Below are 16,822 nucleotides of genomic sequence, written 5' to 3' on the forward strand. Positions count from 1 at the left end.
AAGTACTACCTATATATACCCTATATAGGGGGTAAAATGAGCATAAAAATTCCCAAGTGTTTTTGGGGTATATATAGCCCCTACTTATAACCCAGGAATTTTTGTAGACTGCTAAAGATGTCAAATTTTATATGCTGCTTTCAAAAAAGCAGTAGAACTCATCCAACTGACTGTTTGATTGAGCAAGGAACGCATAAATATTTCATTGAGAGAATGTATTTCCTCGGATGTCAGATTCTGAGCTAGTCGCTCACCATAACTGGGTCGATTTGCATTGGCTCTAAACAAGCGCTCAATAAAGCCTGAGCTAATGTGTATTGGTGTTGTGTTCTGCTCAACTGATACTTCGACTGTTAACCCTGCATCTTCAAAAGCTTGCTGCAAATCAAAAGCATCCCAATTCAACATTGGATCTGACTGATTTGAGTAGATAGCTTCTTCAGCCATAACTAAACGCTGATACAATTTTTTATCCAACTTTTCTGGCTCAATTAAGCGATAAAGCCTTTGTGTGTGGCGTGGGATTGATTCCGCCAGCAGTATTTTTCCTGACGAAGGCAGTAATTTAGCTAGAATTTGGGCCGCGCTCGCTTTATCCGATTGGGCAAACAATACATTGCGACCAATAATGTAGTCAAATATTACTCCTGGCGTTTGTGAAGCTAGCACAGCAGGTAGTTCAGTGATTTGAGCATTTAATATCACTGGACGCATCAGTTCTGGAAGTGCTGCTGCTTGTTCCATGAGAGCAAGAGCATCATTTTGAGTATGAACACAAGCATAAACTCCACCTTCTGGGACACAGCGGATTGCTTCCCAGGTGAGTAAACCACTACCTGCATTTAAATCCAATACCAAATGATGACATTGTAATTGGGTTAAGCTGAAAATGCGATCGCGTACTGTAGCTAATTGCGTACCTACTTGCGAGAGAGTACGTTGTAGCCATAATTCAGTAGTTTGGTCAACACTGCCATAAGTTAGTATTTCTAGGGGAGCAACACCAATTCCTTCTACTAAAGCAGCTAGTCGAGCTTCACGGCGGCTGGCAACTTGAGCATTAATTTTTTCTTCAAATCCCTGCATTGATGGCTGATAAAATACTTGCCCTTGCAAGCTTTTAGGCAAGTATTGCTGCGCCACCCAATGGTCTCGGTAAGCGTGAGGATACAGATAGCCGGCTCCATGCCCAAATCCTTTTTTATCCCGACTAGCATCTTTGAGGTGATTCAGAATTTCACCTGACTTTTCGCGTTCAACAGCTGCCAAAGCATCGAAAAAACCCATAATGCTGTTTGACTTTGGTGCAGTTGCCAAATAAAGTGTTGCTTGCGCTAGGTGATATCGTCCTTCTGGCATACCGACGCGATCAAATGCTTCGGGTCTGAACCGCGTAAGCTTTTAATGAAGGCGCTAATAGTATCAAAATGAGCGTCACCTTCTTTATCGTATAAAACAGCTCGCTGCTGAATTGATTCTTCCGCTATTGCTAAGGTGATGTGAATTACATCCGTGGAATTAGCCGATGTCGTCTCTACGGCTAATTCCAAAGCATTCAATAATGAGCGAGCATCACCGTTGGCAACATTAACTAAGTGAGCTAAAGCGTCAGTCTCGATTTGCACTGCCAGCTTGCCATAACCACGTTGAGAATCAGTAAGTGTTTGCTGAAAAATCCGCGAACGACTGACTAGTGCTTTATTCACTTCAAAATACGGATTTTCTGTGGTTGCCCCAATTAAAATTACTGTCCCATTTTCTACCCACGGCAGTAATGCATCTTGCTGGGATTTGTTGAAACGATGGACTTCATCCACGAACAGGATAGTCCGCTGGTTGTAGAATTTGCGCTGCTGTTGTGCAGTTTCAATCGCCGCCCGAATTTCTTTGACACCAGATAGTACAGCATTGATAGCAATGAAATGAGCGCGAGTTGTATTAGCAATCACATGCGCCAAAGTGGTCTTGCCAGTTCCTGGGGGTCCATAAAAAATCAGTGAAGACAGTTGGTCTAAACTAATGGCACGTCGCAGAAGCCTTCCTTGTCCAAGGATATGGTCTTGACCAACAAATTCATCAAGTGTCAAAGGACGCATTCTGGCTGCCAGTGGAGCTTCTGTTGCTGTGACTTGAGCCAGATGTTGATCAAATAAGTCCATTCAGTTACAACCCCTACCATGAATGCTAGCCAAAAGTATCGGAAAAATCATGTATTGGTATTAAACCCCATGTATTTTGAACGGATAGAGGCATTCCATATCCTGAGTTTTAAGTTAATCAATCGTATTTTCTACTTCTCAATGTTGATGGTATTCGCGAGCTAGTAGCAAAGCCAGATAAAAGCTAGGATCTAGACAACTGGTAATTCAACGGTAAGTTTTCTGTTCAAGTCCAGAGTCAATAGTGTACTCTCCTGCGTAACAGAATTGTGGTACAACATTTATTCCTGGACTTACCATCAGAATAAATCCCCGCTAGATATGACCTGTTGTCTAAAATTTTTTCTGCCACAAAATTAACATTGGCAGGCACTAGCTCCGGATAATGGCATCCTTATTTCTGCCTTGCTTGTAAACTATTTTTGTTTTTCTAATCCTATCTCTTAGATTAATAACAATTCGCTTGGTGGTGGAATAGAATCGCTACCTGAAGGTTTTTCCATGCTTTACATTTTAGTAAATTGCTTGTAAAGTCACGCTACAAGGGCGAGGATTTAAACCTAAATTTTCGATAAGAGCAAATAATTCAGCACATCATATATTGATATATGATATCGAGACACTAAACGTCCGATCTTAAAACAGTATTTGAAGCAAAACCATGCAAATTCGACTAGCTGTGATCAGTAATGCTGGGGGTAGTGGTAAAACTACACTTTCAGTTCATTTAGCTTATGAGCTAGCAAAACGTAAATATAATGTAGCTTTGCTCGACCTAGATCCCCAAGGTTCATTGACATTATTTTGTGGGTTAAATCCACCAGAACCGGAACAGACGTTAGCAGAGGTTCTTAAAGATAAATTTGAGGGTGCTTGGCCACTAACTCCATGCTGGAGTCAGTACATCAATAAAGTTGTCGTGTGTCAAGGAGGAATGGTACTAACCCAAACAGCAGATGAGCTTGTACTTCACAAACGAGGAGCTTATCTCTTAGCGGACTGTCTAACTGACTACCCATTAGAACATGATGTAATTATTTTTGATTGCCCAGCAACTCTGGGTCCACTACCTTTAATGGCTTTGGCAGCTTGTACACATCTGATTATTCCCGTACAGTTAGAGCCGAAATCAATTCAAGGAGCGGCACATCTATTGGAGTGGTACTACTACCATTGCAAATACTTGCGCTTAAACCCCACTCCAGAAATTTTAGGATTTATACCTAATCAATATGATGCCCGCAGAAGTACGCATCGACAGATACTGGCAGCATTACCTGAACAGTTGGAGCAAATGAAGATTCGAGCATTTTCACCAATTCGAGATAGTGCAGAATTTGTCAATGCTAGTGGTCAAGGGTTACCATTACATATTTATCGTCCTAGCCATCCTGCTAAGGATGATTTTAAGGAAATTACTTCGTATCTTATAAATCTAATTGGAAAGCCCAAGACAACTAAAAGAACAAAATAATTATGTGCGCTCGTAAAACTCCTAATCTTACGAATTATTTTTCAGGTGCGAAGCAATCTCAGCATTTATCTGCTGCTGAGGAAGAAATACAGCAATTAAAAGCAGAAATTGAGGAACTCCGTTCTAAAAATTCTAGCGATTTAGAATCACAACTTAAAGAGTTGCGAAAACAACTAGAATCTCAATCAGGGATTCTATCAATTTCTCTCGAACAAATTGAGCCGAATCCAGAACAACCTAGACAAACATTTTTGCCTGAAAGTATCGAATCAATGTCTCGCTCTTTAAGCAGAGATGGACAACTACAACCCATTATTCTGATTCAGAGAGGTAATCATCTATTAATATTCGATGGAGAAAGACGCTGGCGAAGCGCTAAAAGTATAGGTTGGCAAACTATACAAGCAGTAATAATTCCAGAACCAGTTACTTTACATCGCAAAGCATTACTGACTTCTCTTCATCGAGAAGATCTTAATCCTCTTGATAAAGCAGAAGCGATTGTACGGGAAATATCTACAATCACTGGGTTAAATATTCAAGACATTCCGCGCCTCCTGTCAACAGTAGTACGACGTTTAAACGCACAAAAGCGTATAAAGTCAGTTTTGGAACTAGTAACAGCGGATACGAAAGAACAAGAGCAAGAACTAGAGATTTTAGATATAAGTGAGTCAGAGAAGGCAGTATTAAGGGTGTTATTGGATTTACAACTAAATCCTGCTTCTATCGATGCCAACATTTTTCCAATGCTATCTTTGGCAGAAGACCTAAAAATTGCAATCCGAAGCGGACTCAAAGGTGTTCATGCAATGGCATTACAAAAACTATCAGCTAAAAATTTAGGATTATCTGAACAAGAAGCCAATTCCATTAGAGAAAAAACTACGCAGAAAGTAATAGCTGAAAAATTATCTGCTATTGCTACACGAAAATTAGTTACTGAGGTGCTAGCATCTCAATCAAAATCATCAGTAACAAATGATACTAGTACTCAGGATTTAACACAAACGTCTCGTCGTTTGCAAAAACTTTCTTTAGAGTCGCTCAAAAAAGCGAATCCTTCTGAATTACTACAGTTTCAAGAAGTACTACGCCAAAAATTAGTAGAAATTGAACAAGTACTAAAACAAAATTAATTTGTCTCTGTGGCAAATGATTGTGCTGGATGAAGCCCAGGTAATCCAAAATATGAGCACCAAACTTTCCCAGGCGGCGATGAACCTCAAAGGTGAGTTTAAACTAATTACTACTGAGACTCCGATTGAGAACTACCTCGGCGAACTGTGAAATTTGTTTCGCTTTATTAATCCTGGGTTATTGCGTTCCTTTGAAAGCTTCAATCAACGCTTTGCTATCCCGATTGAGAAATTTCAGGATAAACAAGTACACAACAAACTCAAAAAACTTATTCAACCATTTCTGTTGGATCGCCTGAAAAATCAAGTACTGGAAAAATTACCCTCCTGTACCGAAGGTATTAATTATCAATATTTAGATAGTAGTACCCCAGCCGCAGGTTTGCTGTCACCATTTTTTGCTTTGCTCGTTTCCCTGGCTGAAGTATTTGAGTTACTTCAGTTTCGCTTTTGTCAACATCAACAGCTAATTCATTCAAAGTTGGTTCGCAATTCAATTGTTGGCTGAGCGTATCAAAGTGTTGCTCGATGGTCATCATTTGCTGTACCTGCCTGCCATAAACAATTTCTTGGTCTGCTGTTAATAAGGGAAACTGACCAATCCCTTGCAAATAAACGCGAACCATGTCGGAACTGAGGCTAGACATGCAACTTTAATGCTCTTTGATAATCAGGCGAACCTAAAAGTATAAATCAAATCACTCAATTTAATAGATACGTATAATTCGTTCAAGCTCGTTTAATTAAAAATGCTACACTTGTAGAAATTACTTCTGCAATATCTGCTGGATCAAGTAAATAAATCTGTGCTAAAACTTCTCTTTTAATCTGTTCAGAAGTCAATATTTTACGTTTTTTTATACCCTCCACTTGTTGTTTCTCCAAATCTTTGCAGTACGTGGATAGCGAAATTTCTCCATCTAAGTAGAGTTGTAATGATACACTATCGCCACCAGTTACCTTCGCTAACCGCTGAAAGTTCCTAGAATCAGCTTCGGGAATAGTTTTACCCTTCAACCACCGATAAACAGTTGTGAAATCTACACCGAGCGCTTCAGATAAGGTCGTTTGAGTCCAGCCATCTTGTAACAGCTGCTCAATCAACTGAGCTAATCGTTTCTGGCGTTCCTGCATTGTAGAAGACCCGGAATTAAAAGTGGCCAATGATACTGGAGGCTTCATACTTACGTAATTTAATTTAGTATTTATACCACTGGATACTAACCACTAAAGGATACTAGGGCAGCCGTTGTGGAGTTAGATTATTAATCTAAATATAACTAATTTAAGACTAAAATTCTAATATTTACAAGGGTTTCAGCTACCCCAAGTACTTGTAAATAAATAAACCAACCAAAAATTTATGTCCCGACTCTTCATATTCGTAAGGGATGCTTTCACTCGAACACCATCAAGTCTCGACTTCATTAGCACGGTGATTAATTTATCTCAGTTTTAGGAATTTTTTAGAATACTTGTTTTTTCCTTCCTTGGTTTTAATACAGGCATTTTGGGCTATAAAGACCAGCTTTCCCAAATAAGAACAAGAGCGTAAACTATTAGGCAAAAGTCACGGACGTATTGCTTAAAGCGCCTATGCGTCTCGAAGCAAGTGTTTTTTTGTTTTTTCCGAATGAATTCGGAGGCTTCCGACCATCTACGGAGGGCTTTCTCCAAGAGACTCCCCAGCTTCACCAGCCCTCCTTTTCGGTAAATCAGAGGTGATATCGACCATCACAATATATGTTTATGCACAATAAATTATCATATTTTGTATATTATGATACAAAATATTTTTATTAAGAAATTTAAAGCATCCTATGTAATTATTATTGCATTGTGCAATGCTTACTATTGCATCGTGCAAACTTACTAATGTGTATACAAAAACATCTGTTGATAACAGCGTAGTTAAGTATACCTTCAGTTTACACAAAGACTTTAAACCTTGTCAGAGGAAAAAACATATCAATGTCATCCTCTAACTCTACCGTTGATTTGGATACACTTAATCTTCTTACTCCTACTCATGATAGTGAGCCAGTGGAGTTAAACCAAGACCATAAGCAAAACAAGGCTAATGGTCAAAATATATCGCACATAGAAATTATTAGCGAAACTGAGGCGCAAGAACTAAGGAGGTTAGAAGCTACAGTTGAACGTGGATTAAGAGCATTTTGGGAAATAGGACAAGCCTTACGCCAGATTCAAGATCAACGTTTATATCGGCAAGACTACAAAAATTTTGAGGAATATTGCATTACTCGTTGGGAGATGTCTCGGCGTTCGGCTTATCAGTTAATTGAGGCAGCCTCAGTTTATGAAAATGTGCGCCATGGCGCACAAATTCTTCCCGCCAATGAGCGCCAAGCCCGTCCTCTAACAGTACTACCTCCCGAAAAACAACGGGAAGCTTGGAATAAAGCAGTTTCTACGGCTCCAAGTGGCAAAGTTACATCTGTCCACGTTGCCCAAGTTGCTAAAGAATATCAGCAAGGTAGTGTAGTAACCAAATCTAGGAAAAAGAAAACTCCTAACCAACAACAATCAACTAACAACTCTACAAAATCAGTTGCACGCAGCTGCTGGAACTGTGCTCATTGCAGCCGAGAGTTTGTTGATGACCCCCAAAGCTTCTATTGCTATCAACTGGGGAAATTGAGCTTTATCGAAAAGGACGGTAATCAACGGGCAGCTGAATGCGAATTCTGGACTCATCAATGGGCAGAGTCAGATGAAATCAACAAGTCTCGGCCACCATTACAAGAAACCTTTACCTTAAATCTACAACTGCCTACATACTTACAGCCATTAATACAAGATGCTGCCAAAGAATCTGGTTTAGTTGTAGTTGACTGGGTTGCAAAGCTTCTGAAAGCGGCGGTTCTCAAAAAAGAGACATCCCCAAAGGCGCAGATTCACCAGAATATTATCGATGTTCAGGTGTCAGAAATTACTTGAAAAAGGCAAGGCTAACTCAAGCACGTCTGTGTTCGATGTAATGCAAAACAGAAATTGTTGTCCTAAAGCCTTAAACAGCCAAAAGGGGCGCTCTTCAACCTGACAAACTTATTCTAGCGAGGATAGTTACAAAACTTGGTCATTACTGCCATGTGGCAGTACAAACTTTGCTGTTTGCTTTTTCTTTAGCAAATTATATGATTTTGGTTTCGTTTATGGGCAAACAAGCAGACATTCCTAAATACAACTCAAATAATTTACAACTGTTGGGATTGAAAGCAGTATGGCTTAATGCATTAGATAATACCTTAAAAATTATCCTGACATTTACCCCTCACCCCAATTCTCAATCGCATATCTTGCGTGGCTGGGGAGGGCAACCTTAATGTCGGTCAAACAGGATAAAATAGAGTATGCTGACCCTCAATCATCAAACTATCAACTAAGCATTTCTGGGTTAGAAGTACCACCAACAGCAAAAACAAATAAGCGTCTTAGAAAACCAAAAAACCTTCCTTTTACAAAACCACCGCTGTTTACAAGCAAAAACTACGAGATGACCGCAACAGGCGCACCAATTATTAGTGCCACTCAAGCATACCTTAAGCACCCAGACTGGAGTGAGTACAGTAATGGCAGCCTTTACTTCCAAAAACCATTTGGAAAGGGTCGTTATATTGAGTTTTACATTCTTAATAAACAAGAGCATCAACCACAATACATCTTAGACTGCGCCGAACATCAAATTCTGGAGCAATATGGTGTAATGGCAGCAAGGCTTCATGCTGTGTTCGCCACATATGCAGCTCGACAAGCAGAACCTTGGAAGCAACCATTTGTTTTGCGAGGTTTAGAACTTATCAAAACACTGAAGATATATAAAAGTAAAAAACTGACAAAATCTCAAAGACTCAAGGCGATCGCAGACTTAGCCGTGGTAGTAGGGACTTTGGGTGCAGTTATCCACTGGTATGAAGGGGAGTTAAACCTTTGTATCAAAGAGCGTTGCCTGCTTTGGATGGTGAGCGTACAGGAATATAGTCAACCAAATTTGTTCGGAGACAATGATGACCTTTGCGAAGTTATAATCCGGGTACAACCAGGTCTTTGGACTTATAATTTCCTCAATTCCCAAGGTGAGCAGTCAAAAACTGCTCTGTACCAGTATGGATTTATCCCCAAGCAAGTTTTTGATCTAGATCCACATCAACAAAAACTAGCTACAAGTCTAGCATTGTATATTATTCAGAATAGTCGCGCTCACAAGAATGGTGTTTACACAGTTCATAGCTTATTGAGTAACGTTTTGCCATCCTATCAAATTGAACAAGCAATTAATGATTATCGTTACGGCTGGAGACTAAAAGAAAATCTGGAAGAGGCATTACTAATTTTAAAAGATAAGGTTGGTATCAAAATAGAGTTTGATGATAAAACTTACCCATTATGGCTCAGACCTTTATGGGCGATGCCGGATGAACTGAGTAATTTATCTGCAAAAGAACGAAATCAGGAGCTTCTTGGAACTAAAAGATTGCCAGATAACTATATTCAAAATGTTTTGTTGCCTGCAAAGTTGATTTTGAAGGTGTCAGTTCAAAGCCAAAATCATTTGAGTAAATTTGAGACTCAAAAACAGCAAACTGCTCAAGAAATTTCTCAACATGAGACAAAAAATCATAATGCACACACCATAGTCAGCACCTATAAAATAGTAAAAACACATTCCCAGGCAGAGGCTACGCCACAAATTTTTGAATTATCTCAAACAAGCGAACTTACTGGGGCTATTTTACGGCAGATTAGAACAGCCAAGCGCATAAGTCAAAGGGAGATTGCTCGTGCGGTAGGGATGAGTCAGAGTTGGGTGAGAGATATTGAAACTGAGGGTAGTGATAAGGTGGTTGCAGAGAAGTATGCTGTAAAGCTCAAAGAAGTTTTGGGTCTGGTCTAGGCTAGCGGTTGACTTTATGGGAAAATGCCTCAAAACAGTGCTTGCAAATTCTGTGTCGTCTAGAATTGAAGAGCAGCCCCAACCATTAGATTGAGCCGCATAACGACCCAAGCTCAGCGACGACGGCTCCGAATCAGCCGGAACAGTCGGATGAGGACGAAACCCATAATTCCACCCCATAATGGCGCGCCGATGTAAGGGGGCAACCACACGCCCGGTATTGCCAGCACCTGGGCCACCATATACCACCACGGCTTCGATTCACCGCGCATACCCCAAGCAGCCATAATAAAAGTAAAGCAGAACACAGTATATGCAAACGCGCAGAGCGGGACAAACACCCAGTAAGGCCACCGCGACGGTCGTGGCAAAGGAGGCTGGATGACTGGAGGTTCACTTTTGGGCATAGTTTTTGTTAACGGTCTAAGGTAGGCTGTTGACTTTAATGGAACTACACAAGTATTAGCCCGATTTTTTGCTGCGAGTACTCAACCCTCACTACTCACCTCAAATTACCCCCCTCATGTGATATTTGGCTTCTGATATGAGGGCTATTTTAGCTTAAACCTTTACACAGCAATGCTTATCGCTGAGTACTCAAACACGCTAAAATTAACGCCCCCTCGCGTGATAATAACGCCCCCTTGTGTGATAGTTGCTTTTTTCAAACGCTTATACAGCAAGCTTTTTGACGAAAAGTACTCATCTGATCATATTGATCTATATATATAGTGAAGTACTAAATTAGCGAAAAAAGCTAAAATGCTATTTTACAGACGCACATAAATCTCATGCATGGGAAATTCACACTCCCGCTTAAGTAAGTTGCGTCTATGAAACGTCAGTACACTAGCAAACGCAATCCCTGTCCCATCTGCGACAACCATCACGGCTGCGCCATCCATGTCAATGGCTTAATTGAGTGCTTGCGGAGTTTTAGCCAACAGGATGCACCCGCAGGCTATCGCTTCATCAAGTTGCTGCGTAATGACATGGGCGGTTTATTTGTTAAGGACGACAGCAGTCACTACTCTCAAGAAAAGAAACTAGAATTTCGACAGCAACACCACTCAGGCAAGGTCAAGCAGTGGTTAAGTGTAGAGAAACGCAATAAACTATTCGGACTGCTGTTGCAAACGACTGTGACCACTTTGAGTACTCAACACGCCTTGCATCTACAAGAGAATAGGCAATTGAGTACTGACGAAATTCACTGGCTAGAAACGTTAGGTTGGCTAAGAAGTTGGGAACCAGGTCTTTATGCTCCCCTTGGCATAACATCCGACCTCCCTGGCATTTCCCCCTTTGGTAAGCTTTTAGGCAGGGAGGGGATAGCGATCGCAGCCCTAGATCCTGATTTTCAAATCACTGGCTTTCAAATTGCTACTTTGCGTACTAACCCCAAATACATCTGGCTGAGTGGTATGAATCAGGGAGGAACGGGGCCACAACTACCAAATGGGGAATTACCACTATTTTGCTGGAAACACCCCGACACTAAAAGAGCGAGAGTAGTGATTCTCTGTGAGGGGGCGCTTAAGTCCCTACTCACAGCAATTTTCTTATGGCGTTCTGGACAGACTGACATTGCTGTCATCGGTACGGCGGGTGCTGCTCATTACGGTGAAAAAACCCTAAAGGATTACCTCAAACGCTTGCGTCCTAAAGAAATTCGCCTCATGCCTGATGCTGGGGCAAGTCTCAATCCTCATATCGCTAAAGCTAATGAACAAACACTGCAACAATGCCGTTCGCAAAAATATCATCTGGCGGTGGGTGATTGGGGGCAACTGGAGACTAAAGAACACTTGGACATTGACGAATTGCTTGCAGCAGGTCGCCAAAACGAAATTAAACTGATTACTACTGCCGCTTACCTCAACCGATGCCATATTCATCACCAAATCAGAAAACTACTCAAAATCGGTTCATTCCATCGAGTAGAGGACAAACTCATTGAGTTGCGTCCAGCCCTAGACTCTACAGAAAATTTAGATTTAATCCGCCAGTATGCCAGAGGTGTTGAGTACTGCCGCAAAGGTGGATATCAGGTAGGTGTAACTTGGAACAACGACACGCTACAACCAGAAGATTTCTTTGCCTTATGTCCAGAAGCAATCCAGAAAGCCCTTGCTGGTGTAGATAGAGAATGGGCAATGCTCTACAAACTCAAGCTGTGGTTTCGGCGAATGGTGGAGCGTTATCGACCCAAAAACGGTTTTGGTAAACAAAATCCTATACACAGAAGCATAAACCACACTGAACACGAAAAAATCACTCCGGCGACAATTGAGTACAAACTAGGGAAGTTACCGAGATGGGGTGACTTTGAGCATCCACCGAATATAATCTTCAAGAAAGGTCAACGGTTACAAGTTTACAAGGAAGCCATTGCTGCCGGGTGGAAACATATTTTAGACAAAAGTCCCACGGGAACATCCAAAAGCTATGATGCAGGGATTGTTCAGCCTGAAACTTTAGGGGTAGAAAAACTTTGGTACTTCACTACTCATGCGAGAAATGTCACTACAGAAACTATCGAACGTAATTATAAGTATCTGGATGTTCGCAATTCAGGGATGGTATGGGATTCCACACCTAACGGTAAACAATATTTGAGATGGCCGAAAAATGGGGAACTCGCTGACACACCTGGTAACTGCCATCGCACTTCTATCTTTACAGCTTTGCGAAACAAAAATATTTCAATTCAGGAAGGTACAGAAAATCCAGTTTGTAGTACTTGCCATTTACTTGAAGCTTGTCGTTCTCTTACTGGTGCAGGGTTTGGACATCGTTTTTTGCGACGAGAAGCTTTGAAGTGCGATCACATCCGCGCCCATCCTGATAGCGCCCCCGGTACTGATAACTTCGACTGGTCAAATAGCGGTGTCTTCTGGGATGAAGCAATGCGGACAGTACAACCAATTACTGCGATCGCTGCTAGTCTCAAAGATTTAAATCAAGTAATTGCCCAAATAACTGTTTACTACCCCCAAATCAATACTCAATTGCAGCCTGTGTGGATGTTATTGCGTCAATGCTTGACAGGAGAAATCAAGCAACCATTATACGGGTGGAATGATACAGCCGTGCGAGAAATGCTGGGTGAATTACCAGATAATTTAGATGAAATCATCGCTGTCGCTACAGAAATTTTACATCCCAATTTAGAACATCTATTTAATACTACTGGGGAATATGGAGCCAATCTCAATGATTTACCTAAAACATTGCGAAAACGTTTTGGTGAAAAAAGCTTTGAAATAACACAAAAAATTCAGCAAGATATTCCTCTAGATTGGGTTGTACCATTTTTACAAATCTGGGGTAGAAAAATCCCAGGTAATTTCCGAATAGAACAGGGTCAATTACTCATTTCAATTCGTAATGAAAGACATACATCAATAGCACAAGCTGCTGCTTGGAATGTTTATCTAGATGCGACAGCTTCTCCTGAATACTTAGCGTGGTGGATGGGCATTAACAGTGAAGAAATCTTAACTATAGAACAAGAGGTATCGGTAAACAGAAATTTGAAGATTATTCAAATCACAGGACTAGGACAAGTTTCTAAAAATCGCACTGACTATTGCCAAAGTAGAGTTAATGCACTACGGGCAGAATTATCAGTAAAGCACCCTGATATCAAATTCATTGACTTTGTAAAATTCTGCCAAGAAGGTGATGGTGGTTGGTTTAGAGATAGTCGAGGGTCGAATGATTTTAAAGATGTGTCAGCCTTAGCCACTTTTGGTATTCCCTACCAAAATATTGGCTCGTTAGAAGCGCTTTACTTAACTTTGCATAATAGCGATTATATTTCAAAATCTACTATTGGTAGTCAAGAATTCAATAGCTTTATAGATTGGTCAACACAAGCTGAAATTAGACAGTGTATAGGACGTTTACGAGCGGATAATCGAACTAAAGAACAACTTTACTTCTACTTCTGTGCTGACTATGACCTTAGCTTTATTAACCAGGAAATAGAAATTATTAACGCTGCTTCAATCACCATTGAAGCAGGTTCTAAAGATGAAAAATCTTGGTGGAAAATAAAGCAGTCAGTTAAAGAACTTTGGGAGAAGGGACAAAAAATTACTCAATCCACAGTTGAAGCAGTTTCTGGTATTAGCCAAGGATATATTTCTAAATTAGCAAGTGAGTTTGGTGGTTGTTGGAAAAAGTGGCTAAAAATATTCCTATCCTTATTAGATACTTATAATAGCACTAGGAATAATTCTGAACGTGAATCACATAGTTTAGAGGACAACACTAATTCGATTAAGATTTACGTAAACTCGTCATTTATTGATTACCAATCGAATGATGATTTATCGTCAGAAGTCTATTCTGATCATCAAAATTTTGCTCAGCAGCCTTGTCAGTTGATTTTGAAAACAACTACGTTAAAAATGCAAGCGAGAATTATTACTGTTTTACTTTCAGTACTGCCTAAACCTTGGCATCAAGATTTTTTACTAGATGTGATGGATAATTTCAAAAATTAGATTCGGCTTACCCAAATAACTCCCGGTGCTGATAAGCAAATCGAGAAACATCCTGACCAGCTACTGGTTTAGCATAAATAGCCTGATTGCGAATTGCCTGTATCTGTTCTGACTCTCGCTCCATAGCTGGTGTAAATTCTTGTCGCTGTTTCAGCAGATCCTCAAACTCAATTTCCCCAGGTCTACTTTGATAAAAAGCCTCTTCAGCACAACGACGGACTGCATTACCAATCTCTGCTGGACTGCAAATACGATATTCTGCCAACAACTTATGCCATTGGTCATCGCTCCAAGGAGAGTTATTGTTTCTAAATGCTGGAAAATACTTGGCTAAATGTAAATTGAATACTTCATATCTTGCCCCTTCATGGGGTAAGTCCATAAAAAAGATATCATCAAAACGACGCACTAATTCCGCAGGTAGCATTTCTAAGCGGTTGACAGTAGCAATTGTATAAACTGGCTCTTGATGCTCTTGCATCCAAGTTAGTAAAGCAGCAGATAAACGTCGTGCTATACCTCCATCTGCATTGGAGTCCCAGCCAGCAAAACCTTTATCAAAGTCATCCCAATAAAGTACACAGGGAGCAAGGGAAGTCACCAAAGCAATAAACTCCTTTAATGCTCTGTCGGGATGAGAAGCACTCAATAGTACACCCCAATTAGCTGCTAACAGTGGCAATCCCATTTTCTTAGCTGCTAACTTGGCAGAAAGACTCTTACCAGTACCCGGTGGACCCCAAAGCAGCATTCCAGTGGGAAACTTCAATCCATATTGCTCTGCTTCTGTTTGAAGTAGATAGGTAATAGTTTCCAACCTTTTTTCTAGTAAATCTAATCCCCCGGCTGAAGGTACATCCGGTTGGGCAATGTATTCTAAACCTCGTCCCCGCAATTTGTTAACTTTATGCTTTAGCACTAATTGGGCGATTTCCTCAAGCTGTGCTGCAAAACCCAGACATTGCTGTAGTAGCATATTTATCTCGCCTATGGGTAAACCCTGACAGGCACGAAAGAGCGATCGCAGTGCTTCTGTTTTTTCTGTTGTCTTTAGGCTTGAATAGCGATCGCATTCCGCACAGTTCTTAAGGCGATGATCGCTACGCCCAACCCAAGTATCACAAAACTGCTGCACAACCAGCTGCACCTGCTCTTTGTCTGGAAGTGGATTTGACAATATGGGAATAAAAGGCTGTAATTCTAGCGGTAGTTGAACATAAGTTTCCAATAACACCCAGTAATGATGTTGTTTACTCCAGAGAGCTTGATGATAGGCATTGAGTAATTGATAGCTACATTTTTGACTGATTTTGCTACCATCACTCTCATTTAGCACCCCCTCCAGTAAATAAATGCCTGGTTGATATTCCTCCAGAAGATACTGAATAATGTCCCCTTTTTTACCCCTGTCAGTTGACTGTAAGATGTACTGACTTTGATGGCGAATTAATTGCTGTAGTCTACAGTAACCAGGATTCCAGACAAAGACTGACAAAGAACGATCCTCACCCCAATTGTAAAATTGCTGTAATATCTGCATTCTGTCAGGCGTATGATACTCCACAGCCACAATTGCAGTATTTTGCTCAGCCAGAGCAGGCCAGTCTGTTATCAATTTCATAAACCTGATTTTAATTACTGAACTTTTCCCTTTTAGAGCAAATTTGTTACTGGTGCTTTAGCCAAACAGATAATTATCACTAACGGGTTGGCTATATTTCTTACATGAAAAAGAGCGATCGCCTCCAGCACAGTGTTAATTTCAGAAACTGCTCCGCATAGGTTTGAAATTGGAAGTAAATGGATGTGAAAGCCGCGATTGCGGCAAGGAAGTGAAAAAAATTCACTTTATTAAAGGAAGCTGTAAAATGGCTTACGCAAAGCGCTCCGAAGGAATCGCTAAAGCTACAACCAATAACAACAATCGCAACGGAGCTAATGCTAAAACATCTGCCAAAACTAATGGTACATCTGCTACAACTAAATCAAAGGTAGCGAATGCTTCACCACAAGAAGAGGCATTAGCCTTGTTGAAAGAATTGCGGAATCTAATCTTCAAGGAATACGGTGTCAAATTACAATTACGAGATTCCCGTGTTTCCACAAAAATCGGTCATGCAGCCCGTGAAAAACTCGGACTTGACATTGCTGCTCAAGTGAAAAAGAAAGGTGGTAACAAAAAGTTTGATTGGCAGAAATGGAATACAAAATTATTTCCTAAATTGTTTGGACAACCAGATGCACTCAAATATGCACCAGAAATAGTGGCAATTTTCATGAGTATGCTGTATGACACTATTAGCACTGATCCAGAGCAAGCAATAGCAGATTTAGTGGAATTCAACCGCGCATCTCTGGAACGTCGTAATTCTTTCCAAGAACAAGAAGAGGAAGAACTTGACGATTTAGATGACGAACTTGACGAAGACTTGGATGAAGAACTTGACGATTTAGATGACGAACTCGATGAAGATTTAGATGAAGAAGATGAAGACTAATAAATAATTTCGGTTTATTCTCAGTAATTCACAGAATAAAACTTGAAATAGCCATGTATTACCTCAAACAATACATGGCTATTTTTTCCTTGATTCAGTCAGATAAGACAAGATAAATTGCAT

At 40.5% G+C, this 16,822-nt stretch carries 10 protein-coding genes and 2 pseudogenes; 8 read left to right on the forward strand and 4 right to left on the reverse strand.

Annotated elements, in window-relative coordinates:
* Positions 1–120: 120 nt before the first annotated feature.
* Positions 121–2,159: pseudogene (locus HG267_RS38710) on the reverse strand (AAA family ATPase).
* Positions 2,160–2,820: 661 nt separating this feature from the next.
* On the opposite strand from HG267_RS38710, the gene HG267_RS38715 reads away from it, so the two are divergent.
* The 3 genes and pseudogenes from HG267_RS38715 to HG267_RS38725 form a co-directional block, all read left to right on the forward strand.
* Positions 2,821–3,633 (forward strand): ParA family protein, encoded by an 813-nt coding sequence (locus HG267_RS38715; RefSeq protein ID WP_045873600.1) that lies wholly within the window; start codon positions 2,821–2,823, stop codon positions 3,631–3,633.
* 2 nt (positions 3,634–3,635) lie between these two features.
* On the forward strand, positions 3,636–4,772 hold the full coding sequence (locus HG267_RS38720) for a ParB/RepB/Spo0J family partition protein (protein WP_045873601.1): 1,137 nt from the start codon (positions 3,636–3,638) through the stop codon (positions 4,770–4,772).
* Between the two features lie 10 nt (positions 4,773–4,782).
* Positions 4,783–5,109, forward strand: a pseudogene (locus tag HG267_RS38725) (SNF2-related protein); the annotation flags it as partial.
* A 4-nt stretch (positions 5,110–5,113) separates the two neighbouring features.
* On the opposite strand, the gene HG267_RS38730 reads toward HG267_RS38725, so the two are convergent.
* Both HG267_RS38730 and HG267_RS38735 read right to left on the reverse strand, forming a co-directional pair.
* On the reverse strand, positions 5,114–5,419 hold the full coding sequence (locus tag HG267_RS38730) for a sigma-70 factor domain-containing protein (protein ID WP_081584132.1): 306 nt from the start codon (positions 5,417–5,419) through the stop codon (positions 5,114–5,116).
* An 82-nt stretch (positions 5,420–5,501) separates the two neighbouring features.
* Entirely contained in the window at positions 5,502–5,906 is a 405-nt protein-coding gene (locus tag HG267_RS38735) for a helix-turn-helix domain-containing protein (RefSeq protein ID WP_045873668.1), read from the reverse strand.
* An 837-nt stretch (positions 5,907–6,743) separates the two neighbouring features.
* Between HG267_RS38735 and HG267_RS38740 the strand changes: the two genes are divergently transcribed.
* From HG267_RS38740 to HG267_RS38755, 4 genes are all read left to right on the forward strand, one after another.
* Positions 6,744–7,733 carry a hypothetical protein gene (locus HG267_RS38740; RefSeq protein ID WP_063749846.1) on the forward strand — a complete coding sequence of 330 codons (990 nt, stop codon included), beginning with the start codon at positions 6,744–6,746 and terminating at the stop codon, positions 7,731–7,733.
* A gap of 197 nt (positions 7,734–7,930) precedes the next feature.
* Complete coding sequence (locus HG267_RS38745; RefSeq protein WP_155539579.1) at positions 7,931–8,119, forward strand: hypothetical protein; 189 nt, start codon at positions 7,931–7,933, stop codon at positions 8,117–8,119.
* Positions 8,119–9,687: a helix-turn-helix domain-containing protein gene (locus HG267_RS38750; protein WP_045873604.1), complete on the forward strand. Its 1,569-nt coding sequence runs from the start codon at positions 8,119–8,121 to the stop codon at positions 9,685–9,687. Before HG267_RS38745 ends, HG267_RS38750 begins: the two co-directional genes overlap by 1 nt.
* A gap of 833 nt (positions 9,688–10,520) precedes the next feature.
* Positions 10,521–14,201 (forward strand): hypothetical protein, encoded by a 3,681-nt coding sequence (locus tag HG267_RS38755; RefSeq protein ID WP_045873605.1) that lies wholly within the window; start codon positions 10,521–10,523, stop codon positions 14,199–14,201.
* Positions 14,202–14,208: 7 nt separating this feature from the next.
* Here the strand turns inward: HG267_RS38755 and HG267_RS38760 are convergent, their stop codons facing one another.
* A complete protein-coding gene (locus tag HG267_RS38760; protein ID WP_045873606.1) occupies positions 14,209–15,822 on the reverse strand; it encodes an AAA family ATPase in 1,614 nt (537 codons plus the stop codon).
* Between the two features lie 247 nt (positions 15,823–16,069).
* On the opposite strand from HG267_RS38760, the gene HG267_RS38765 reads away from it, so the two are divergent.
* Positions 16,070–16,699 carry a hypothetical protein gene (locus HG267_RS38765; RefSeq protein WP_045873607.1) on the forward strand — a complete coding sequence of 210 codons (630 nt, stop codon included), beginning with the start codon at positions 16,070–16,072 and terminating at the stop codon, positions 16,697–16,699.
* Positions 16,700–16,822: the final 123 nt, after the last annotated feature.

Origin of the sequence: Tolypothrix sp. PCC 7601 (assembly GCF_025677855.1) — a bacterium.
In the GTDB taxonomy this organism is placed as follows: domain Bacteria; phylum Cyanobacteriota; class Cyanobacteriia; order Cyanobacteriales; family Nostocaceae; genus Aulosira; species Aulosira diplosiphon.

Bases quoted from the DNA above. Each gene is read 5' to 3' on its own strand.
- HG267_RS38740 (WP_063749846.1), top strand. From the start codon at position 6,744: ATGTCATCCTCTAACTCTACCGTTGATTTGGATACACTTAATCTTCTT.
- HG267_RS38730 (WP_081584132.1), bottom strand. From the start codon at position 5,419: ATGTCTAGCCTCAGTTCCGACATGGTTCGCGTTTATTTGCAAGGGATT.
- HG267_RS38735 (WP_045873668.1), bottom strand. From the start codon at position 5,906: ATGCAGGAACGCCAGAAACGATTAGCTCAGTTGATTGAGCAGCTGTTA.
- HG267_RS38755 (WP_045873605.1), top strand. From the start codon at position 10,521: ATGAAACGTCAGTACACTAGCAAACGCAATCCCTGTCCCATCTGCGAC.
- HG267_RS38745 (WP_155539579.1), top strand. From the start codon at position 7,931: ATGATTTTGGTTTCGTTTATGGGCAAACAAGCAGACATTCCTAAATAC.
- HG267_RS38720 (WP_045873601.1), top strand. From the start codon at position 3,636: ATGTGCGCTCGTAAAACTCCTAATCTTACGAATTATTTTTCAGGTGCG.
- HG267_RS38765 (WP_045873607.1), top strand. From the start codon at position 16,070: ATGGCTTACGCAAAGCGCTCCGAAGGAATCGCTAAAGCTACAACCAAT.
- HG267_RS38750 (WP_045873604.1), top strand. From the start codon at position 8,119: ATGTCGGTCAAACAGGATAAAATAGAGTATGCTGACCCTCAATCATCA.
- HG267_RS38715 (WP_045873600.1), top strand. From the start codon at position 2,821: ATGCAAATTCGACTAGCTGTGATCAGTAATGCTGGGGGTAGTGGTAAA.
- HG267_RS38760 (WP_045873606.1), bottom strand. From the start codon at position 15,822: ATGAAATTGATAACAGACTGGCCTGCTCTGGCTGAGCAAAATACTGCA.